The sequence below is a fragment of the Pseudomonas sp. MPFS genome (genome assembly GCF_022537035.1).
Lineage (GTDB): Bacteria > Pseudomonadota > Gammaproteobacteria > Pseudomonadales > Pseudomonadaceae > Aquipseudomonas > Aquipseudomonas sessilinigenes.
Map to the genome: position 1 here is coordinate 3,806,880 of NZ_CP066123.1, position 19,638 is coordinate 3,826,517.

Below are 19,638 nucleotides of genomic sequence, written 5' to 3' on the forward strand. Positions count from 1 at the left end.
TAAAAACTATGAGGTAGCGTCATGAGCAACATTTTCACCGGCACCATTCCCGCACTGATGACCCCCTGCACCTCGGATCGCAAGCCCGACTTCGACGCCCTGGTCCGCAAGGGTCGCGAGCTGATCGAAGCGGGGATGAGCGCCGTGGTGTATTGCGGCTCGATGGGTGACTGGCCCCTGCTCACCGAAGCCGAGCGCCAGGAAGGCGTTGCCCGCCTGGTAGCGGCCGGTATCCCAACCATCGTCGGCACGGGCGCGGTCAACTCCCGGGAAGCGGTATCCCACGCCGCTCATGCGGCCAAGGTCGGCGCCCAGGGCCTGATGGTGATTCCGCGAGTCCTGTCCCGCGGTGCCTCGCTGGTCGCACAGAAGGCGCATTTCAAGGCCATCCTCGCAGCAGCCCCGAACCTGCCGTCGGTGATCTACAACAGCCCCTACTATGGCTTTGCCACTCGCGCGGACCTGTTCTTCGAACTGCGCAGCGAGCACCCGAACCTGATCGGCTTCAAGGAGTTCGGCGGCGCCGAAGCCAGCCGTTATGCCGCTGAGTTCATTACCTCCAAGGATGACGCGGTCACCTTGATGGTCGGTGTCGACACCGATGTGGTGAACGGTTTCGTCAACTGCAACGCCACCGGTTCCATCACCGGTATCGGCAACGCGCTGCCTCGCGAAGTGCTGCACCTGGTGGCCCTGAGCAAGCAGGCGGCCAAGGGCGACGCCAAGGCCCGGCGCCTGGCCGAAGAACTGGAGTCGGCCCTGCACGTACTGTCCTCGTTCGATGAGGGCTGCGACCTGGTGCTGTACTACAAGCACCTGATGGTGCTCAACGGCGACCTGGAATACACCCTGCACTTCAACGAAACCGATGCCCTGAGCGACTCCCAGCGCAACTATGCCGAGGCCCAGTACACGCTGTTCCGTACCTGGTACGCCAACTGGAGCAAAGAACACAACCTGGCCTGACACCCGGCAGATGTTCCCCCTGAAGCGGTGCGCCCAGGCGCACCGCTTTCATTTCCCCCTCCTCTGCCACTGCATTTTTAAAACCGGCAGGTGGACGTTCATTACCTCAGGAGGCCGATATGGGTCTGACAGGAAATATGCTGATTGGCGGCCAAGCCGTGCCAGGTACTCGTGATGCGATCAAGGCCATCAACCCAGCCACCGACCAGGTACTGGAGCCGGGTTATCCCGGTGGCTCGCGCGAGCATGTCGAGCAGGCTTGTGCGCTGGCCTGGTCGGCCTTCGATAGCTACCGCGAAACCTCGCTGCAGGAGCGCGCGGCGTTCCTGGAAAGCATCGCCGAACAGATCGAGGCGCTGGGCGACACCCTGGTGGATCGCGCGGTGGCGGAATCGGGCTTGCCTCGCCCACGCATCCAGGGCGAGGTGGGCCGTACCTGCTTCCAACTGCGCACCTTCGCTCGCACAGTACGCACCGGCGAGTGGCTCGACGTGCGGGTCGATGAAGCGCTTCCCGAGCGCCAGCCACTGCCCCGCCCGGACCTGCGCCAGCGGCATATCGCCCTGGGCCCGGTCGCCGTGTTCGGCGCCAGCAACTTTCCCCTGGCCTTCTCCGTGGCCGGCGGCGACACCGCTTCGGCGCTGGCTGCCGGCTGCCCGGTGATCGTCAAGGCGCACAGTGCCCACCCCGGTACCAGCGAATTGGTGGGCCAGGCGATCCAGCAAGCCGTGGCCAAGCACGGCCTGGCACCGGGAGTGTTTGCGCTGCTGTTCGGCTCCGGCGTGGAAATCGGCACGGGCCTGGTCAGCGACCCCAGGATCAAGGCCGTGGGTTTCACCGGTTCGCGCAGCGGCGGCATAGCCTTGACCCAAGTGGCCCAGGCACGTCGCGAGCCGATCCCGGTGTATGCCGAGATGAGTTCGATCAACCCGGTCTTCCTGTTCGAGCATGCCCTGCTCAACCGTGGCGCGGCGTTGGCCGAGGGCTTTATCGCCTCCCTCAACCAGGGTGCCGGTCAGTTCTGCACCAACCCGGGACTGGTCATCGCCATCAAGGGTCCAGCTCTGGACGCCTTCCTCGCAACCGCCCGGCAGGCTGTCGAACGCAGTCCCGCCCAGACCATGCTGACGCCCGGAATCTTCAAGGCCTACCGCCATGGCCTGCAAGAGCTGGCCAGCAACGCCGACGCGCGCTTGGTGGGCGCAGGCCTTGAGGGCACGGGGCCAAACCAGTGCCAGACGCACTTGTTCGTCACTTGCGCCAGGGATTTTCTTGAGCAACCGGCCCTGCAGGCAGAGATCTTCGGCTCGGCCTCGCTGCTGGTCGAGTGCGATGACATCGCCCAGGCCAGGCAAGTGGCCGAACACCTGGAGGGCCAGTTGACCGCGACCCTGCATCTGGACGAGGCCGATACCGAGACCGCCCGGGCCCTGCTGGCGACCCTGGAGCGCAAGGCCGGGCGCATCCTGGTCAATGGCTGGCCGACAGGCGTCGAAGTCTGTGACGCCATGGTCCACGGCGGGCCGTTTCCAGCCACCTCCGACGCCCGTTCCACGTCGGTCGGTACCGCGGCCATTGCCCGCTTCCTGCGACCGGTCTGCTATCAGAACTTCCCGGACACCTTGCTGCAACCGGCCATCCAGCAGGCCAATCCCCTGGGCCTTTGCCGCCTGGTCAACGGCCAGCGCGAAACCTGACGGCTCACTGCCAGAGGTGACGACAGAGGCCTGCGCTGCACCCACTCGGCGCAGTCCTCGTCTATCCAGCGTTCACCCATGATCCAAGGATACGTTTCATGTCTGACTTGATTAATCTGTCGCTCGACCAAGCCTTCCGACTGTCCAACGATGTACTGGCGAACAACGGCTTCTGCGCTGCCCACGCCCAGGCCATTGCCCGCACCATCACCCGCGGGCAGGCCGACGAATGCCACTCCCATGGGCTGTACCGGTTGTTGGTCTGCGTGAAGTCCATGCGCGAGGGCCAGGTCGACCCTCAGGCACTGCCGACTGTCACCGAACGTTCCGCGGCCATCGTGGCCGCGGATGCGCACCGGGCCTACTCGCTGCTGGCATTTCAAACTGCGCTGCCGCTGTTGGTGCAAAAAGCCCGGCAGGTGGGTGTGGCGGCCATGGTCATCAACAACTGTTTCCACTTCTCGGCCCTATGGCCGGAAATCGAGGCCGTGACCGAACACGGGCTGGCAGCCCTGGCCCTCACGCCCAGCCATAGCTGGGTCGCCCCCGCCGGGGGCAGCAAGCCGGTCTTCGGCACCAACCCTATCGCCTTCGGCTGGCCGCGCGTGGGCCACAATCCCTTTGTCTTCGACTTCGCCACCAGCGCCATTGCCCGCGGCGACATCGAGCTGCATCGCCGGGCCAACCGCCCACTGCCCGAACATTGCGCCGTCGACGACCAGGGCCAGCCGACCACCGATGCGCTGGCCGCCATGTCTGGCGCCATGCTGACCTTCGGCGGCCACAAGGGTTCGGCGCTGGCGGCCATGGTGGAATTGCTGGCAGGTGCCCTGATCAATGACATGACCAGCATGGAGTCGATGGCCTTCGACAACGGCGTCGGCGCTACTCCGCTTCATGGGGAACTGATCCTGGCCTTCGACCCGCAGTTGTTCGCCAATGGCAACGCCGAGGAAGGCGCCAGGCGCGCCGAGGAGATGTTCGCCGCGATTGTCGACCAGGGCGCCCGCCTGCCATCGCAACGTCGCTACGACGCCCGGCGGCGCAGTGAGGAACAAGGCGTGTTCATACCCAGGGCCCTGTACGAGGACATCCTCAAGCTGCTGGATAAATAAACCGCTGCACGTGATCCAGGGGTTGCGGCGATCCCCCCGTCGCGGCCCCGGTCACCGGCCTTCGATCCCGTTATCACCGAGGCGATGGCCGGCAAGCGCCCTCACACCGGGCCAGGGCTCGTTCGATTCAGTGCCCCAGTAGCTGGGCAATGCGCCGACGCAACTGGCCATGGTCCTCTTCGGAGTAGGCAACGGCCGTTTTCCAATCGTAGAACCAGACTGGCATCCGGCGAAGGTGTTCCGGCTCCGAGGCGTAACGCGGGAAAACATGACAGTGCAACTCAGGTTCTGAGTTGCCGAGGATTTCATAATTCATGCGCAAGGCCCCGGTGGCCTGCAAGGCGGCATCGCCAAGGCGAGCCATGTCCAGCAGGTAGGTGGTCCTGGCGGCTTCATCCAGATCGTTGAGACTCGGCACCACAGGGTCGGGCAACAACAGGCAATAACCCGGCAGAAACTGCACATCCCCCATGACAGCCCAACCGGAGGCCATGCGGCAGATCACCTTGTCGTTGGCGCCATTGCGAGCCAACTCAACACGTTGCGAAATCAACGGCATACAAAATCCTTGTGAATGCTTTGCAAGATTGCGCATGCAACGGTCATCGGCCTGCACCCATGCCATGCATTGCATGCACCGGCGAATGTATCGATCCGACGTCTGGATTGCCAAGCAGTAACGGCACAAGGCACATTGCCATCTCAAACGGCTATCCAGGGCTGTGTCGAGTCGGCACAATGCGCGCCCAGACAACACTCTTGAGCAAGGATCGCCCGTTGAATTTCCTGCAAAAACTGCTTTCCATCTTCAATAAGCCCGCTCCTGCCAAATCCGTACCGCCCCTGGCCACGCCAGAGCCTGGCCCCGTCGACACCCCTGCCCACGACCAGCCAAGCAGTGCCGAGCAGGAGCTGATCGCATTGATGGACGCTGGCGCCGCCTGCCTCGAACGTCATTGGCAGACCATCGGTACCTGTGAGCAGGACGTGCTGGGCTTTGCCATCAGCCCAAGCTTCATGGGCGGCCCCCACTGGCCCTCCACCCGCCAGGCCTACCGCATCGTGCGTCGCCCCAACAGCATCATCCTGGCCACCGAGGGCCTGTCCGATCCATTCGACGACGGTGAAGGCCAGGGCAACGGCTTCGAAATGGAGCTGTTTATCGAGACACCGGATATCCCGGCCCATGCCCAGGGCCCGCAGGGGGATGTCTATCCCTTCGCCGACAGCTGGGCTTTCGAGTTGCTGCGTTGCGTGGCCAATACCGTGGCCGATGCCGGCGGCTATGTCTCGCGCCTGGAGCGTTATGGCGTGCTGTCCCTGGAGCTGCCCGGCGTCAGCCAGTCTCGAGCCATGTGCGAGCAGTTGCCCGAGCATTTCGTCAGCAACGACGACTGCGTCGGCGTATTGATTGGCGGCCCAACGGCCAGCTTCCCTACTTATCTGCCGGACATGCCGCTATCACCGGTGACCCTGGTGCCGGTGGTAGTGATCACCGCTTCGGAGCTGGAGTACCTGCGCAACGGCGGCGGCCCGGCCCGCGAAGACCTGGTCGCGCGCTTGAACGCGTCCGGCCTGGGCCACGTCAGCCACCTGCAACGCGCCAGCGTGATCTGAAACCGCCAGGAGCCATGTCCATGTCGGAATGCGACGACTACTTCGCTTTTCACCTGTTTGCCGCACGCTTTGCAAATGACACCGAAGCTGCGTTGTTCGCCTTCGAACAGTGGGAGGCCGAACCCGGCCCCGACGCCACGGATGCCCAGTACCATGCCTGGGAGGAACGCAATCCAAGCTGGCGCCTGCGCCAGGAACTGGGGTGGTCTATCGACTCCGACTTTGTCGAGCTGATCCCCCAGCAAGGCCATCTAGAGTACCTGGAGTCCATGATCCGCAGCGCCGCCCAGAGGCAACGGCTGCACTGGCCCGTTCTCTTGCAGTACAGCCACTTCATCCTCGTTGCCCACGCTGGCATTGCACACTTCGGGCAATCGCTTGCGCTTCCATCCACCTTGTCCCTGGACTACCTGGGCGAATTCAACGGTCCCCATCCATGAACAGGATTGTCGTCCTGGCACTGCTCGGCGGACTGCTCAGCGGCTGCCAGAGCGCTACCAGCGTGCAGAACGACTCCATGGTCGGCCTGCGCTGCTGGCACTACCGCGACCAGGAGTCCATCTCCCGGGAAATGCTCGACTACATACGCCGCCAGGGCGAAGCCGGCAACTCGATGTGCCAGACCCTGCTCGCCACCCTGTACGAACGCGGTCATGGAGTCGCGCAGGATACCGCCCGGGCCAAAGCCCTGTATCTCTCGCAGGCCCAGACAAACCCAAGGGCCTACCACCATCTCGGGCGCCTGGACGAACAACAGGCCGACTACCTCCTGGCCAGGGATCACTACCAGCGTGCCGCGGCGGTCGGGAGCAGGGAAAGTACCCTGGCCCTGGCCAGGTTGATGGAAGAAGGCAAAGGCGGCCCGCAGGATCTTCCAGGCGCGCAGCAGATGTACTTCAGCGTTCTCAAGCAGAGCGGCGACGCTGCCTGGAAAGGCATCGACCGGCTGTGTGACCAGGGCCTGGAGCTCAATGCCGAGCAACAAGCGCGGTACAACCAGGTCTGGACCGCCTCAGCCAGGAGCCGGCTCAGCCTCAAACTGCGACTGCTCCAGCACCGAACGCTCGGCAAACTCAAGCTCGGACCTGATGTAAAGCCCGTGGTGGTCGAGGTGCAGTTCGTGCCCGGCTCCGCTGAGCCGCGGCTCAAGCTGCTGGAAAGCTCCGGCGACACGTCCCTGGACCAAACCATTCTCCAGAACCTGGGCAGCTATCGTTTTGTCGGCCAGCCGATCCCCCAGGCCGGCCAGGAGGCCTGGCGGGTAAAGGCCCATATCGACCCACATGCCAGATGACCCGGCCTTTTGGCCCAAAGTGCGCACCTGCGATCGAGCGGAGATTCCGCTGACGGGCACTTGATGCTAAAAAGGCCCCCAAGCCCCAATGCCGATCAGTCAAGGCAAGGTAGGAGCGAGGCTTGCCCGCGATGGACTTCAGAGCGCTGGGTTTACCCAGTCAACAGGCGCTACCGTTCACGACCCTCGCGAGCAAGCTGCGCTCCTACAAAAGGTCACCTCGCTTGACTGACAGGCATCAACCCAAGCCCCGACTCAACCCTTGCCGTGCCAAGCCGTACCACGAGAACCCGCATGATCGAAGTCACCGAAGTCTCCATTGCCCAACTGCGCGCCGCCCTCGAGTCCGGCCAGACCACTGCCGTGGAACTGGTCCAGGCCTACCTGGCGCGGATCGATGCCTACGACGGCCCCGCCACTGCCACCGCCCTCAACGCCGTGGTGGTGCGCAACCCCGAGGCCCTGGAGGAAGCGCAAGCCTCTGATGCCCGCCGCGCCAAGGGCCAGCTCCTCGGGCCACTGGACGGCATCCCCTACACCGCCAAGGACAGCTATCTGGTCAAGGGCCTGACCGCCGCATCCGGCAGCCCGGCCTTCAAGGACCTGGTGGCCCAGCGCGACGCCTTCACCATCGAGCGCCTGCGCGCCGGCGGCGCCATCTGCCTGGGCAAGACCAACATGCCGCCCATGGCCAACGGCGGTATGCAGCGTGGGGTCTATGGCCGCGCCGAAAGCCCCTACAACGCCCAGTACCTGACCGCACCCTTCGCCTCCGGCTCGTCCAACGGCGCCGGCACCGCCACCGCCGCCAGCTTCAGCGCCTTCGGCCTGGCCGAGGAAACCTGGTCCAGCGGTCGTGGCCCGGCCTCCAACAACGGCCTCTGCGCCTACACCCCCTCGCGCGGCGTGATCTCGGTGCGCGGCAACTGGCCGCTGACCCCGACCATGGACGTGGTAGTGCCTTACGCCCGGACCATGGCCGACCTGCTGGAAGTGCTGGACGTGGTAGTCGCCGAAGACCCGGATAAACGCGGTGACCTGTGGCGCCTGCAGCCCTGGGTGCCGATCCCTGCCGTGGCCGGCGTGCGCCCCGCTTCCTACCCGCAACTGGCGGCCGACGCCGGCGCCCTCAAGGGCAAGCGCTTCGGCGTGCCGCGCATGTACATCAATGCCGACGCCGAGGCCGGTACCAGTGCCAAGCCGGGGATCGGCGGCCCCACCGGCCAGCGCATCGCCACCCGCGACTCGGTGATCGAGCTCTGGCGCCAGGCGCGCCAGGCCCTGGAAGCCGCTGGCGCCGAGGTGCTGGAAGTGGACTTCCCACTGGTATCCAACTGCGAAGGCGATCGCCCCGGCGCGCCCACCGTGTTCAATCGCGGCATCGTCAGCCAGGAGTTCCTCCATGACGAGCTGTGGGAGCTCTCGGGCTGGGCCTTCGACGACTTCCTGCGGGCCAACGACGATCCCAAGCTCAACCGCCTGGCCGATGTCGACGGGCCACAGATCTTCCCCCATGACCCGGGCACCCTGCCCAACCGCGAGGATGACCTGGCGGCGGGCATGGACGAGTACGTCAACATGGCCAAGCGCGGCCTCAAGACCTGGGACCAGATCGCCACCCTGGCCGACGGCCTGCGCGGCCTGGAGCAGACCCGCAAGCTCGACCTGGAAGACTGGATGGACGCCCAAGGGCTGGACGCGGTGCTGTTCCCCACCGTCGCCGACGTCGGCCCGGCGGATGCCGACATCAACCCGCAATCGGCGGACATCGCCTGGAGCAACGGCATCTGGGTGGCCAACGGCAACCTCGCCATCCGCCATCTGGGCGTGCCCACCGTCACCGTGCCCATGGGCGTGATGGCGGACATCGGCATGCCGGTGGGCCTGACCTTCGCCGGCCGGGCCTATGACGATGCGAACCTGCTGCGCCTGGCCTCGGCCTACGAGTCCACCGGCAGCAAGCGCCTGGTGCCGCCGCGCACGCCCAAGCTGGCCGTGCAGTAACGCAAAAAACGCAATCGGGGCCGCCATGGCCCCGATCCTCATTCCTGCCCGCTCAAGGCCTCACTGCTCATCCACAGGCTGCAGCGGCGAATGTTGCCAGTCGAACCGCGCGATCAACTGCCTGCACAGCTCATCCAGTTGCGGATGGTAGTAATGCATGTGGGGCACCGGAATCTGCGCTTCGCCATGGCCGAACCCCAGGCCGTACAGAGCGCTGGCATAACTTTCCAGCGGGCCGTAGGCGTAGATGAGGTTGTGCCGGTCCCAGACCACCGTGGCCTGGTCTTCGGGTGAGTGCACCCAGAAATCGAAGCGGCTGTCGCCACATAGCAATGGCTTGAACTCATCGATGAAATCCGCGACCTCGGCCAGGGACAACATCGGGCTCATGTAGCGGCCTACCGGCACGTCTTCGCGGCTGGTGTGCAGCACGAACAGCAACAGCAGCGGCTGGGTGAGGCAACGGGCCAGGCTGAGCAACACCTGCGGATCGGACCCCGGCACGCCGGCCACCACCCGCTCGCCGCCGTTGAAGGGCGCAATCTCGAAGACCGGCGGGTAGCTGTGCTCGACCCACTGGTCATCGATCATGTGTGCAAATCTGTGCATAACGGCCTGATCCTCCCGATCAACTCTCACACCTGGCCTGACGTCCATTCGTCAGGGCGGCGAATGTAAAGCACTCGGGGCAAGCTAGATAGCCTTATCGAACACCGCGTTGACCTGCAGCGGCTACTGCACCTCCAGCAGCCTGAACTGCAGCGGCGAAGCGGCCTGGCCTGGGCAATAGTCGGCCGTCAGGCTCAGCTCGCTGGACCGGCCTGCGGACCACAACCGGCACGTCACCCGCAGCGTGCCCGGCTGCTGGGTCGGGTAGCAGTCAAAATCCACTCGCCCGCTCCTGTCGGGCGCCAGCGCCATCTCCCAGGCGGGCAGCGCGAGACTGGCCAGGCAAGCCGCGCCAGCCTCCAGTTCCTCGAGCACTTCCTCATAAATCGCGGTGCTGATGCCATACTGCGCCAAAGCACTGGGTTCGCCGTCCTGGATCGCTCGCAGCAATCCGGCCAGCAAGTCGTAGATCCGTTGCAGATCCCCTGCGTGCATGGTGTTTCTCCTGAAATTGCGCGGCGGCCATGCTAATGGATGCGCGCCCCGGCACCAACAGTCCGGCCTCGTCAAACCTCGCTGGCGCCCTGTACCCTACTGCCGACCCTTTTTCCCTAGGACACCGATGAACAACCACCATGTTCCCCTGGCCAACGGTTGGACTGCCCGGTTCACCTACCGTGGCGAATTTCGCATGGGCGCCGAAGGCTGGAGCCTGCTCTTGGAAGGCCCCGGGCAACAGCGCATCGGCTACTTCGACAGCCAGATCGTGCTGGTCAATGACGAGGATGGCACCCAGGCCCGCTCCTGCATCAGCCTCTCCGAAGACGGCACCCAGGGTTACCTGGCCATGGGGCCGGACCACGGCTGGGTGCTGGACTTCGCCCGCTCCATGCTTGCCCCGCACCGGGTGAACATCTACCACCACCATCCTGGCTACGATGAAAGCGTCTCGGTCTGCGAACAACCGACCTTCAAGCGTGAGCGCCAGTACATCCGGGTGATCGGCAAGTTCATCTACCTGACCTTCCCCCTGACCCGGGACGAGGATTTCCCCAAGGTCTGGGAGGAGTACCTGGCGATACGCCGGCGGCAACTGGATGAGCTGTACTTTCGCAACTGACACGGCGCGCCGTCGCGACCGGCACAACCATCGGCCTTAGCGCAGGCTCCAGGACATCCCGACATACACCCCCATGCCCTCGCCCGGGGTCGAACGGGCGGCATCCTGGCCCTGGTCGTCGTAGCCCGGGGTGACGGTGGCGGCATAGCGCTGGCCGGTCAGGTTGCGCAGGTCGACCCAGGCCTGCCAGTCGTTCTTCGGCGCGTTGTAGCCCAGGGTCGCGCCGAACAGCGCATAGGGGTCGGCGTAGTAGCTGTTGGCGTAGTCCACCGCCACCTTGGACACCAGCTGGGTGTTGACGGCGGCAAAGAAGCCCTGCGGCCAGTCGTAGCGCAACTCGCCCTGGTAGTAGTGCATCGGCAGGCCCGGCAGGCGGTTGCCGCCAAAGCGTGGATCGTCGCGGTAGTGGAAGTCGCTGAAGGTATAGGCCTGGCGCAGGCCCAGGCGCCCCACTCCGGGCCGCGACCACAGCTCGCTCTCGAGGCTGGCCTCCACCCCCTGGTGCACCGTGGGGCTGGCGTTGACTTCATAAGGTCTGGTGGCGTTGGCATCTGGCCATACCAACAACAGTTCATGGCGAACCTGGGCGTAGTACCAGGCCAGGCTCCACTGGCCCAGGGCGCTGTCGCCACGGCCACCCAACTCCAGGGTGGTGGCGGTCTGATTGCGCAATTTGATCGGGTCGCGCTGAGTACCCTGAGCCACACCACTCTGGAAGTAGGAGTTGGAGCTATAGATCAGCGACCAGGGATGCGGCGCCTCCACCGAACGGCTGAGGTTGCCGAACAGCTGCACATCGCGGTTCAACTGGTAGCGCAGGCCCAGGCGCGGGGCATAGTCCCAGTCGCCGAGGCTGGTCTTGCCGCCGCCCTCGGGGTAAGTCACCGCGCTCTCGCGGCGGGTGTAGATGGCCGCCAGGCCGGTGGTCAGCCACAGGTCGTCGGCGATCTCCAAGTCATTGCTGACATGCAGGACGCTGTCCGAACCCTGGTAGGTGAAATTGCGTAGCCGGGTGCCAGGAGCTTTATCGGGAGTCTTGTCGCTAGGAATACGCACGAACTCGCTGGCGCCGTCGTTGGGCAGGTGCTTGGTCACCCGCAGGCCCAGGGTGCTGCGGCTCTCCAGGCCCCAGAGGGTGTCGCGGCGCTTGTAGTCGAAGGTGCCGCTGACATCGCTATACGCCACCTTCAGGCGGTTGGTACCTTCGCGCAGGTCCATGGGGTAGTCGTGGTAGACCAGGCCGGCCTGCAGGCTCGAATCGTCATCGATGTACCAGGTGGTCTTGTTGCCGACGAAGGTACTGCCCGGCTGCTTGCGCCGGTCGTCCCGGGACACATAGGTCGGGTTGGCCGCCCTGGGGGAATGCTCGATGGAATGCTTGGTCACCCGCCCGGCCAGGTCGTTGTTGGTCTGCCGGTAGCGCAGGTAGAAACGGGTTTCCAGGTTCGGGTTCAAGCGATAGCCGAAGTTGGCCACGACTCCCCGGCTGTCGCTGGCGGTATGGCGCTGGTAGCCGTCGGCGTTGGAATCGGTCAGCGAGACGTAGTAGTCGAAGTCCCCCAGCACTTGCCCGGAACTGACCTGGCGCTGCTGGTAGCCGTGGCTGCCGGTGACGTAGCGCACCTGCAACAGCGGCGCGTCGTAGCCGGTATGGCTGATGTAGTCGATGGCGCCGCCCAGGGCCAGGGCACCGCGGTCGAAACCGTTGGCCCCACGCAGCACCTCCACGCGCTCGACCCACAGTGGCTCCAGCAACTCGTAGGGGGTACCGCCAGGGCCGGTCAGGGGCAGGCCGTCGAGCATGGTGTAGAGCCCCGAGGCGTGGGCCCCGGGGGCACGGTTGATGCCCGAGCCACGGATCGAGATCTTCACCCCTTCGTTGCCCGCCGATTGGGCATAGACCCCTGGCTGGTAGGCCAGCACGTCCTGGTTGCTGGCCACCCGGCCCTGCAATGGCCGGCTCATCTGTACCAGGTTGCTCCCGCCGGGAACCTGGGTCAGCCGCGCCCGGGCTTCTTCAGTTCCCTGCCCGGCGTCCTCCTGGCCTTGTCCCAGGACCTGCGCCGGAGCCAGTTCCAGGCCCCCGGGCTCGGCCATGGCCGGACAGGCAAGGGCCAGGCCCAACAAAGTGGTGGGCAGGGTTCTGGGCGAAAGCATCGGTACGACTCCGGCGTGGGCAATGGACAATGAAGGTTGCGACGCAGGAAGGAACGAAGAGAACACAGGCCGATTTGGCTTTTTTGCCAGGACGCGGGCGCGACCTGGCGCGAGGGAGCATGGAGCGATGGCAGGCGAGCCTCGACGCACGCCTGATCGGGGCCGATCTCAGGCCGGATAACCGGTGATCTCGCGAATGCTCTGGTACAGCGGCTTGAGCTGGCGATACATGCGCAAGTACACCTGGCTGTACAGCCGCTGGTACATCTGCCGGGCCTGGGGCTGGGGCTCGAACACCGCGCCGACCCGGGTCATGGCGCTGATGGCCGTGGAAAAATCCGGGTACAGCCCCAACCCCACCGCGCAGGCGATCACCGCGCCCAGCCCCGACGCCTCGTAGACATGCGGGCGCTCCACCGGCAGGCCGAAGATATCGGCGGTCAGTTGCATCGCCGCATCGCTCTGGGAACCGCCTCCGGCCACCCGCAGGCGGGTGATCTTGAGTTTCGAGCGTTTTTCCATGCGCTCCATGCCCTGGCGCAGGGCGTAGGCCAGGCCCTCGAGGATCGCCCGGTAGATATGCGCCCGGGTGTGCACGTCACCGAAACCGATCATCGCGCCCTTGGCCTCCATCCCCGGCTCACGGATACCCGGCGACCAGTAGGGTTGCAGGGTCAGGCCCATGGACCCCGGGGGTACTGCCTGGACCAGGGCGTCGAACAACTGCTCGGGCTCCAGCCCCTGCTGCGCCGCCTGCTGCACCTCGCGCAGGCCGAACTGCTGCTTGAACCAGCTGACCATCCAATAGCCCCGGAAGATCATCACCTCGCAGTTGTAGTGGTCCGGCACCGCTGCCGGATACGGCGGAATCAGTGGCACCACCTCCAGGTAACGCGAGCGGGTGGTGGTGATGGTGGCCGTGGTGCCGTAGGAGACGCAGGCCGTGGTGGAATCCTGGACCCCGGAGCCCAGCACCTCGCAGGCCTTGTCGGCACCCGCGGCGATCAGCGGCAAGCCCTCGGGAATACCGGTGTGGCGACTGGCCTCGGCAGTGATCCGACCCAGGGTTTCGCCGGGCTTGTGCAGGGTCGGCAGTTGCTCACGGCGTACCGCCAGGGCCTGCCATTTCCAATCGCTGGGGGCGGCCCAGCGCAGGCGCTTGTAGTCGAACGGCAGGTAGGCCACGCAGCACCCCACCGAGTCGACGAAATGGCCGGTCAGGCGATGGGTGAGAAACCCCGACAACAGCAGGAACTTGTCGGTGGCGGCCCAGATCTCCGGCTGCTTCTGCGCCACCCAGTTGGCTTCGGCCTGGGCGCGGAAGTAATCCACCGTGGCCTCGGCGCCAATCAACTTGAACAACCAGCTCCAGGGCCCCTTGAGCTTGCCCTCGAGCTCGGCCTGGCGCTGGTCCAGCCAGAGGATCGCCGGGCGCAGCGCCCGCCCCTGGGCATCGACGTTGATCAGGGTGCCGCGCTGGGTGGTCAGGGACACCCCGCGGATCTGCGAGCGGTCGATGCCGGTCTGTTGCCAGAGGATCTGGCAGGCTTCGCCGAGCTTGGCCCAGTAGTAGTCCGGGTCCTGTTCGGCCCAGCCGGGCTGGGTCGAGTAGTAGGCCTCCAGTTCCACCTTGCCCTTGCCGATCAGGTTGCCCTGAAGGTCGAACAGCAGCGCGCGTACGCTCTGGGTTCCGTTATCGATAGCCAGCAGGTAGTCCCGCTTGTTGTTGTGATTATCCATGGGGCTCTCTTGGTTAGGCATCAGTGCTGGGCAAGCTGTGGTGGCGTTGCCACAAGGTCCGGTAGCGCTGTTCTTCGGCTTGCCAATGGGCGTCGCTCCAGCCCAGGCGCCCCTGGCACAGGTTGCGGATGGCTGGCAGGTAGCTGGCGCCGCCCTCGGCCAGCAGCAGGCCCAGGCGCGTGCGGCGCAGCAGCAGGTCGTCCAGGTGCAGGACCATTTCCGTCTCGGCGGCAAAGGCCAGCTCGGCCCACAGGGTGTCGCTGGCGCCGACGCACTGGTGGCCCAACTGCTCCACCAGTTGGGCCAGCCGCGGCAGGTCGCGACCATGGCGCCCGGCCAGGCGCCGCTGCTGGGCGCTGCTGAGGCCGGGAATCTCCACGGTCGGGACCGGAGCGAACACCGGCGCGCCGTCGTCGCTGACACTGCGTCCGATCATCGCCCCGCAGGCAGCCAAGACCTCGATGGCCTGGGGCCGGAAGGTGGTGAGCTTGCCGCCGGCCAGGGTCACGCATCCCGGCTCCTGCCACAGCACATGCTCGCGGGTTTCGTTGGAGGGCTTGTCCTCGGAGTCCGCACCGCCAGCGGCCACCACCGGGCGCACCCCGGCCCAGGTCGAAAGCACGTCGCTGGCAACGATCCGCGCCTCGGGAAACTGCTGGGCGCAGGCCGCCAGCAAGTAATGCAGCTCCTGCTGGCTGATGCTGGCGCTCAGGTCCAGGTCTTCGCGATGGTCCAGGTCGGTGGTACCGACCACGGTAGCGCCTTCCCAGGGGAAGACGAACACTGGCCGGCGATCCTCGGCATGCATGAAACTGAAGGCATGGGCCACTGGCAGCCGCCAACCCGGCAGCAACAAGTGGCTGCCACGCAACGGTCGCAGTTGACGCCCCGCATCCGCCGGACGCAAACGCTCGGCCCAGGCCCCGGTGGCCACCGCCAGGCTCTCGCTGCGCAGCTGGCAGGGCGCGCCGCCTTCGCTGTCATCCACCTCGACCCCACACACCCGCCCGTTATCACGCAACAAGCGGGTCACGCGCAGGCCGTTGAACGCCTGGGCTCCATCGGCCCGGGCCTCGGCCAATACCCGCATCACCAGCCGCGCATCATCGGTCAAGGCGTCGAGAAAACAAGTGCCGCCCAAGAGGCCCGGCTCCTTGACCCCAGGCGCCAGGAACTGCAACTGCCCGGCATCGTGGAACCTGTGGTTGCGCCGTCCGGCTAGGGCGTCATACAGGCTCAGCAGGCTGCCGAACACCCGCGGCCCGGGAAACTGGCCCCGGTAATGGGGCATCAGGAAGCTCATGGGGTCCACCAGCCCGGGAGCCTCCTGCAACAAGCGCTGGCGCTCGCGCACCGAGTCCCGGGTCAGGCGCCACTGGCCCTTGGCGATGTAGCGCAAGCCGCCATGGACCATCTTCGAAGACCGGCTGGAGGTCCCCCAGGCGAAATCCCGCTGTTCCAGCAACAGGCAGCGCCAACCACGCCGGGCCGCCTCACGCAGGATCCCGGCGCCGCTGATACCGCCACCGATCACGATCAAGTCCCAGCTCTGCGCCGCCAGGCTCGGCAGCGCCTGTTGCCGCCATTGGCCGTTCCAGTCCTGGCTCATGGCCTTACTGCTCCAGCAGGGTGCCGGGGTTCAAGCGTCCGGCCGGGTCGAAATGGCGGCTCAGGGCCTGCAGGGTCTCGATGGCCAGTGCGCCCTTTTCCCGTGGCAGGTAGGGTGCATGATCCTTGCCCACCCCATGCTGGTGGCTGATGGTGCCCTGGTGCTCGACGATGGTCCGGCTGGCCGCATGCTTGAGCGCCTGCCAACGGGCCAGGGTCGCCGGATACTGGCGGTCAGGACGGAACACGTAGGTGGTGTAGATGCTCGAGCCTTCGCCATAGACATGGGACAGGTGGGTGAACACATGCACTTGCTCGCCTTCGGCGGCCAGGCCATCGCGCAGGCTGTTTTCGATGCGCTTTAAAAGCGCATCGACATTGCTCCAGTCCGTGGCTGTTTCCAGGGTGTCCACCAGATAACCGGCATTCCACAGGCTTTCGCGCAGGTAGGGAAAACGAAAGCGGTTCTGCGCCCACTTCTTGCCCAGCAAGGTGCCGGTGAACACTCCGCCGAAGGCCTTCAAGTGCTGGCGCGCCTGGCGCAGGGACAAGGCGTTCTGCCGGCGGTTGCCGGTCACGCCGAAGGTCAACAGGCACTTGCCCTGGCCCGCACCACGCAGCGCCAGGTACTTTTCCAGCCAGGCGATCTGCGTCGGGTGGCCGGCCAGGGCCAGTTGGGTCTCGGTCTCCACCGCGTTGGACAGGCGCAGCATCGACAACGGCACCCGGGCCTGGGCCAAGGCCCGCACAGCCTGCAAGGCCTGGGGCCAGTCCGGCAGGAATACCCCATAGAAGCGCTCATGCTCCGGCAAGCGGCTGACCCGCACCCGAACCTCGGAAATGATCCCGAAGCGCCCTTCGCTGCCCAGTACCACTTCACGCAGGTCGGGACCGGCCGCGGAGGCCGGGAACGTGGCGATGGGCATCGGTCCGGCGAAGGTCTCCAGGGTCCCGCCGGCAAACAATTGCTCGATGCGCCCGTAGCGCAACGATTGCTGGCCGCTGGAACGGCTGGCCACCCAGCCGCCGAGGGTCGATAGCTCCCAGGACTGCGGGAAATGTCCCAGGGTGTAGCCCCGGGCGCGCAGCTGGCTTTCCACCTGGGGGCCACTGGCGCCGGGGCCGAAGGTGGCCAGCAGGCTGTCTTCGTCCAGGTCCAGCAGGCGGCTCATGCGTGCCAGGGACACCGTCAGTGTCGGGCGCTCGGACCAAACGGGGTTGATATGACCGGCTACCGAGGTGCCGCCCCCATAAGGAATCAGGCACCAGTCATGTTCTTCGGCCAATGCCAGCAACTGGCGGATCTGGGCGGCGGTTTCGGGAAACGCCACCGCATCCGGGTAAGCCCCCAGCTCACCCTCGCGCAGCGCCAGCCAGTCCGGCAGGCTTTGTCCACGGGCGTGCAACAGGCGCTCCTGGGGATCGATGCTGTACAGCGGATGAGCCGCCAGCCGCGACGCGGGCACCCGGGCCAACGCCTGCTCCAGGGAGGCCTCCGGCAACCTGTAGCCCGGTCCCAGTCGCTCGGCGAGAAAGCCCGCGCCCTCGGCCGGCAATTCGACCACCGTGGATGCATCCCCCCAGCCATTCCAGCGTCGCATGCGTGTGTTCCTCTGCTGTTCTTATAGGTCTTGCGTAAGGTTCCCTATACTAGTGCGCCGCCGGACACTGTCACGGTCGCATTGAGCCAGTTGGTGTAGCCGATTGAGTCACCCGCGCTGCCAAACCATTTCCTACCTGCCCAGGATCGAGTCGCCCATGCCCGCCCCGCTGAAAACCTGCTCCCCGTTGTTCTGGTCCCCGGACCTGGGCATCGACTACGGCGCTGCGACGCTGAGCCTGCGCGACCTGCTGCCGCAAGTAGGCCAGGGCATCTCGGCGTTCTTCGAGCCGCAGGATCGGCTGCTGGTCGGTGAGACCCTGCAGTTGATCTGGCACCCACCCGTGAGCGACATCAACGGCTGGAGCGAACAACCTTCGGAACTCGTCCACAGCCACTTGTTGCAGGTCAGGGTCAGCGGGCCGCAGCAGCCACCCGCCCAGCCAATGCATGACCTGCATCGGGGCAGGCAGCGCTTTGCCTTGCAGGTCCTGGCCTGCACCCCACTGCTGGCGGCCCTCAAGGCCCAGCCGCTGGACCAGCAGGCCTGGAGCCTGCCCGGCATCGGCAGGCCGCAGGGCGCTTGCCTGAGTTGGGATGAAGCCCTCTGGTGCGGGCGCGCCGACGTCGGCGGATTGACTTGCCTGAACGCCGCCAACGGCAGCGAAGGCATGATGGAAATGATCCTGGAGATCATCGGTGACCAGGTCAGCGGGTTGTTATCGGTGCACCTGGGCCCTGGCGGGAATACTTACGAATGGGGTCGGCGAGTACTCGCGGGTGCGGAGCTCATTGCCATTCGCCGGGCCCTGGAGCACGCCCGGCCGCTGCAGGACACCCAGGACGCCTACCTCGTCGGTTGAGTGTCAATCGGGGAAAAAACTCCCGGGCAGGACTAAGCAGCTGTTTTCAAACCGATTTTTTTTGCGCTGGGGGCTTCCCAAACCGCCGGCGAGTTGTTAAATTTGCGCCCGTTCTTGCAGCGGTCCTCCCCGGACCGGCACTTCAAGCAAGTAACGTCGCAACAGCTACAGGGGCGTCGCCAAGCGGTAAGGCAGCAGGTTTTGATCCTGCCATGCGTTGGTTCGAATCCAGCCGCCCCTGCCATTTTTCTTCCTCGTTGTTCTTTCATCATTGTTCATTCCTCCAGGCTTCGCGCCAGGAACTCCAGCATCGCGTTGACCTTGGGCAATCCCTGCCGGCTCTTCATCCATAGCAGGTTGATCGTCTGCCCCCGGGTCGCCAAATGCGGCAAGACTTCCACCAGGCTGCCATCCTGCAGTTGACGCTTGACCAGCCACGACGGCAGGTGGGCGATGCCATAGCCGCCCAGCACCGCCATCAGCAAGCCCTCCCCCGCACCCACCACGCAACTGGCCGTAACCGACCGGCGCTCGATCTGCCCCGGCTCGTCGGTGGCGAAGCTCCAGGGATGCACGCGCCCGTCCGCCCAGCCATAGGCGATGCACTGGTGCCGCTCCAGATCGGCGATGACCTGCGGCTCGCCGCGCTGCGCCAGGTAGCCCGGGGTGGCACAGAACAGGTACTGCTCGGTTCCCAGGTGCCGATGCCCCAGTTCCGCCGGCCACAGGTCGGGGCCACCCAAGCGCACGGCGATATCGACTCCGGCCTCGATGGGATTGGCCAGATGCTCGGAGAAGGTCACATGGGGCTGCAACTGCGGGTGCTCCCGGGCAAATTCGAGGATCGGCCCCAGGACCCGGGCCCGGCCGAATGCCCCGGGCAGGTCGATGCGCAGCTTGCCGCGCAGCTCATGCCGTTGCGCTTGCAACTCGAGCTCGGCCTCTTCCAGATCGGCCAGCACGCCACTGCAAGTGCGGTAGAACGCCAGGCCGGCATCGGTCAGGGCCAGGCTGCGGGTGGTACGGCGGAACAATCGCGCCTGCAGCCGCGCCTCCAAACGGGCGATGGCCTTGCTGATGGCCGACGCCGTAAGGTTCAGGCGCTCGCCGGCCGCCTTGAAGCTGCCACAGTCGGCCACGCAGACAAACACGTCGATACCCTTCAAGCGTTCGGAGGAAAACATGCGGCACCTTGCCTATTAATGAATCTGGTTCACATCAGTTGGTAAAAAGCATCATAAAACAGAA

Annotated in this window: 17 protein-coding genes and 1 tRNA gene; 10 read left to right on the forward strand and 8 right to left on the reverse strand. The window is 65.5% G+C overall.

Annotation, left to right across the window (positions count from 1 at the left end):
• The first annotated feature begins 21 nt into the window (after positions 1-21).
• The 3 genes from I9018_RS17360 (at position 22) to I9018_RS17370 (ending at position 3,778) form a co-directional block, all read left to right on the forward strand.
• Positions 22-966, forward strand: coding sequence for a dihydrodipicolinate synthase family protein (locus I9018_RS17360; RefSeq protein ID WP_241106995.1), 945 nt, complete (start codon positions 22-24; stop codon positions 964-966).
• A gap of 119 nt (positions 967-1,085) precedes the next feature.
• Positions 1,086-2,663, forward strand: coding sequence for an aldehyde dehydrogenase (NADP(+)) (locus tag I9018_RS17365; protein WP_241106996.1), 1,578 nt, complete (start codon positions 1,086-1,088; stop codon positions 2,661-2,663).
• Between the two features lie 98 nt (positions 2,664-2,761).
• Positions 2,762-3,778, forward strand: coding sequence for an Ldh family oxidoreductase (locus tag I9018_RS17370; protein WP_124347770.1), 1,017 nt, complete (start codon positions 2,762-2,764; stop codon positions 3,776-3,778).
• A 127-nt stretch (positions 3,779-3,905) separates the two neighbouring features.
• On the opposite strand, the gene I9018_RS17375 is transcribed toward I9018_RS17370, so the two are convergent.
• Positions 3,906-4,337 (reverse strand): HIT domain-containing protein, encoded by a 432-nt coding sequence (locus I9018_RS17375; RefSeq protein WP_068587114.1) that lies wholly within the window; start codon positions 4,335-4,337, stop codon positions 3,906-3,908.
• Between the two features lie 179 nt (positions 4,338-4,516).
• On the opposite strand from I9018_RS17375, the gene I9018_RS17380 reads away from it, so the two are divergent.
• The 4 genes from I9018_RS17380 to I9018_RS17395 all read left to right on the forward strand — a co-directional run bounded on the left by I9018_RS17380 (position 4,517) and on the right by I9018_RS17395 (position 8,693).
• On the forward strand, positions 4,517-5,395 hold the full coding sequence (locus I9018_RS17380; RefSeq protein ID WP_124347771.1) for a suppressor of fused domain protein: 879 nt from the start codon (positions 4,517-4,519) through the stop codon (positions 5,393-5,395).
• A 20-nt stretch (positions 5,396-5,415) separates the two neighbouring features.
• Positions 5,416-5,835 carry a hypothetical protein gene (locus I9018_RS17385; RefSeq protein ID WP_241106997.1) on the forward strand — a complete coding sequence of 140 codons (420 nt, stop codon included), beginning with the start codon at positions 5,416-5,418 and terminating at the stop codon, positions 5,833-5,835.
• Positions 5,832-6,689 (forward strand): sel1 repeat family protein, encoded by an 858-nt coding sequence (locus I9018_RS17390; RefSeq protein WP_241106998.1) that lies wholly within the window; start codon positions 5,832-5,834, stop codon positions 6,687-6,689. Before I9018_RS17385 ends, I9018_RS17390 begins: the two co-directional genes overlap by 4 nt.
• A gap of 294 nt (positions 6,690-6,983) precedes the next feature.
• Positions 6,984-8,693: an amidase gene (locus I9018_RS17395; RefSeq protein ID WP_241106999.1), complete on the forward strand. Its 1,710-nt coding sequence runs from the start codon at positions 6,984-6,986 to the stop codon at positions 8,691-8,693.
• 60 nt (positions 8,694-8,753) lie between these two features.
• Here the strand turns inward: I9018_RS17395 and I9018_RS17400 are convergent, their stop codons facing one another.
• Both I9018_RS17400 and I9018_RS17405 read right to left on the reverse strand, forming a co-directional pair.
• Positions 8,754-9,302: a hypothetical protein gene (locus I9018_RS17400; protein WP_228022286.1), complete on the reverse strand. Its 549-nt coding sequence runs from the start codon at positions 9,300-9,302 to the stop codon at positions 8,754-8,756.
• A 123-nt stretch (positions 9,303-9,425) separates the two neighbouring features.
• On the reverse strand, positions 9,426-9,797 hold the full coding sequence (locus I9018_RS17405) for a hypothetical protein (RefSeq protein WP_068587120.1): 372 nt from the start codon (positions 9,795-9,797) through the stop codon (positions 9,426-9,428).
• 127 nt (positions 9,798-9,924) lie between these two features.
• Between I9018_RS17405 and I9018_RS17410 the strand changes: the two genes are divergently transcribed.
• Positions 9,925-10,422 (forward strand): hypothetical protein, encoded by a 498-nt coding sequence (locus I9018_RS17410; protein WP_068587122.1) that lies wholly within the window; start codon positions 9,925-9,927, stop codon positions 10,420-10,422.
• A gap of 36 nt (positions 10,423-10,458) precedes the next feature.
• Here the strand turns inward: I9018_RS17410 and I9018_RS17415 are convergent, their stop codons facing one another.
• The 4 genes from I9018_RS17415 to I9018_RS17430 all read right to left on the reverse strand — a co-directional run bounded on the left by I9018_RS17415 (position 10,459) and on the right by I9018_RS17430 (position 17,528).
• Complete coding sequence (locus I9018_RS17415) at positions 10,459-12,579, reverse strand: TonB-dependent receptor (protein ID WP_241107000.1); 2,121 nt, start codon at positions 12,577-12,579, stop codon at positions 10,459-10,461.
• Between the two features lie 168 nt (positions 12,580-12,747).
• Positions 12,748-14,319: an FGGY-family carbohydrate kinase gene (locus tag I9018_RS17420; RefSeq protein WP_068587126.1), complete on the reverse strand. Its 1,572-nt coding sequence runs from the start codon at positions 14,317-14,319 to the stop codon at positions 12,748-12,750.
• Between the two features lie 13 nt (positions 14,320-14,332).
• The gene (locus I9018_RS17425; protein ID WP_241107001.1) at positions 14,333-15,928 is read right to left on the reverse strand and encodes a glycerol-3-phosphate dehydrogenase/oxidase; all 1,596 of its coding nucleotides are present in this window, start codon (positions 15,926-15,928) and stop codon (positions 14,333-14,335) included.
• 4 nt (positions 15,929-15,932) lie between these two features.
• Entirely contained in the window at positions 15,933-17,528 is a 1,596-nt protein-coding gene (locus I9018_RS17430) for an FAD-binding oxidoreductase (RefSeq protein WP_241107002.1), read from the reverse strand.
• A gap of 157 nt (positions 17,529-17,685) precedes the next feature.
• On the opposite strand from I9018_RS17430, the gene I9018_RS17435 reads away from it, so the two are divergent.
• Together I9018_RS17435 and I9018_RS17440 are read left to right on the forward strand one after the other, a co-directional pair.
• Positions 17,686-18,390 carry a hypothetical protein gene (locus tag I9018_RS17435; protein ID WP_241107003.1) on the forward strand — a complete coding sequence of 235 codons (705 nt, stop codon included), beginning with the start codon at positions 17,686-17,688 and terminating at the stop codon, positions 18,388-18,390.
• Between the two features lie 169 nt (positions 18,391-18,559).
• Positions 18,560-18,634: transfer RNA gene (locus tag I9018_RS17440), tRNA-Gln, on the forward strand.
• Between the two features lie 31 nt (positions 18,635-18,665).
• Here the strand turns inward: I9018_RS17440 and I9018_RS17445 are convergent.
• Positions 18,666-19,574, reverse strand: a complete 909-nt coding sequence (locus I9018_RS17445) for a LysR family transcriptional regulator (protein WP_068587133.1) — start codon at positions 19,572-19,574, stop codon at positions 18,666-18,668.
• Positions 19,575-19,638 lie beyond the last annotated feature (64 nt).

Excerpts from the sequence above, each read along its gene's own strand:
- I9018_RS17405 (WP_068587120.1), bottom strand. The coding sequence starts at position 9,797 with ATGCACGCAGGGGATCTGCAACGGATCTACGACTTGCTGGCCGGATTG.
- I9018_RS17395 (WP_241106999.1), top strand. The coding sequence starts at position 6,984 with ATGATCGAAGTCACCGAAGTCTCCATTGCCCAACTGCGCGCCGCCCTC.
- I9018_RS17435 (WP_241107003.1), top strand. The coding sequence starts at position 17,686 with ATGCCCGCCCCGCTGAAAACCTGCTCCCCGTTGTTCTGGTCCCCGGAC.
- I9018_RS17360 (WP_241106995.1), top strand. The coding sequence starts at position 22 with ATGAGCAACATTTTCACCGGCACCATTCCCGCACTGATGACCCCCTGC.
- I9018_RS17375 (WP_068587114.1), bottom strand. The coding sequence starts at position 4,337 with ATGCCGTTGATTTCGCAACGTGTTGAGTTGGCTCGCAATGGCGCCAAC.
- I9018_RS17410 (WP_068587122.1), top strand. The coding sequence starts at position 9,925 with ATGAACAACCACCATGTTCCCCTGGCCAACGGTTGGACTGCCCGGTTC.
- I9018_RS17445 (WP_068587133.1), bottom strand. The coding sequence starts at position 19,574 with ATGTTTTCCTCCGAACGCTTGAAGGGTATCGACGTGTTTGTCTGCGTG.
- I9018_RS17425 (WP_241107001.1), bottom strand. The coding sequence starts at position 15,928 with ATGAGCCAGGACTGGAACGGCCAATGGCGGCAACAGGCGCTGCCGAGC.
- I9018_RS17430 (WP_241107002.1), bottom strand. The coding sequence starts at position 17,528 with ATGCGACGCTGGAATGGCTGGGGGGATGCATCCACGGTGGTCGAATTG.
- I9018_RS17420 (WP_068587126.1), bottom strand. The coding sequence starts at position 14,319 with ATGGATAATCACAACAACAAGCGGGACTACCTGCTGGCTATCGATAAC.
- I9018_RS17385 (WP_241106997.1), top strand. The coding sequence starts at position 5,416 with ATGTCGGAATGCGACGACTACTTCGCTTTTCACCTGTTTGCCGCACGC.
- I9018_RS17415 (WP_241107000.1), bottom strand. The coding sequence starts at position 12,579 with ATGCTTTCGCCCAGAACCCTGCCCACCACTTTGTTGGGCCTGGCCCTT.
- I9018_RS17400 (WP_228022286.1), bottom strand. The coding sequence starts at position 9,302 with ATGCACAGATTTGCACACATGATCGATGACCAGTGGGTCGAGCACAGC.
- I9018_RS17365 (WP_241106996.1), top strand. The coding sequence starts at position 1,086 with ATGGGTCTGACAGGAAATATGCTGATTGGCGGCCAAGCCGTGCCAGGT.
- I9018_RS17380 (WP_124347771.1), top strand. The coding sequence starts at position 4,517 with ATGCGCGCCCAGACAACACTCTTGAGCAAGGATCGCCCGTTGAATTTC.
- I9018_RS17390 (WP_241106998.1), top strand. The coding sequence starts at position 5,832 with ATGAACAGGATTGTCGTCCTGGCACTGCTCGGCGGACTGCTCAGCGGC.
- I9018_RS17370 (WP_124347770.1), top strand. The coding sequence starts at position 2,762 with ATGTCTGACTTGATTAATCTGTCGCTCGACCAAGCCTTCCGACTGTCC.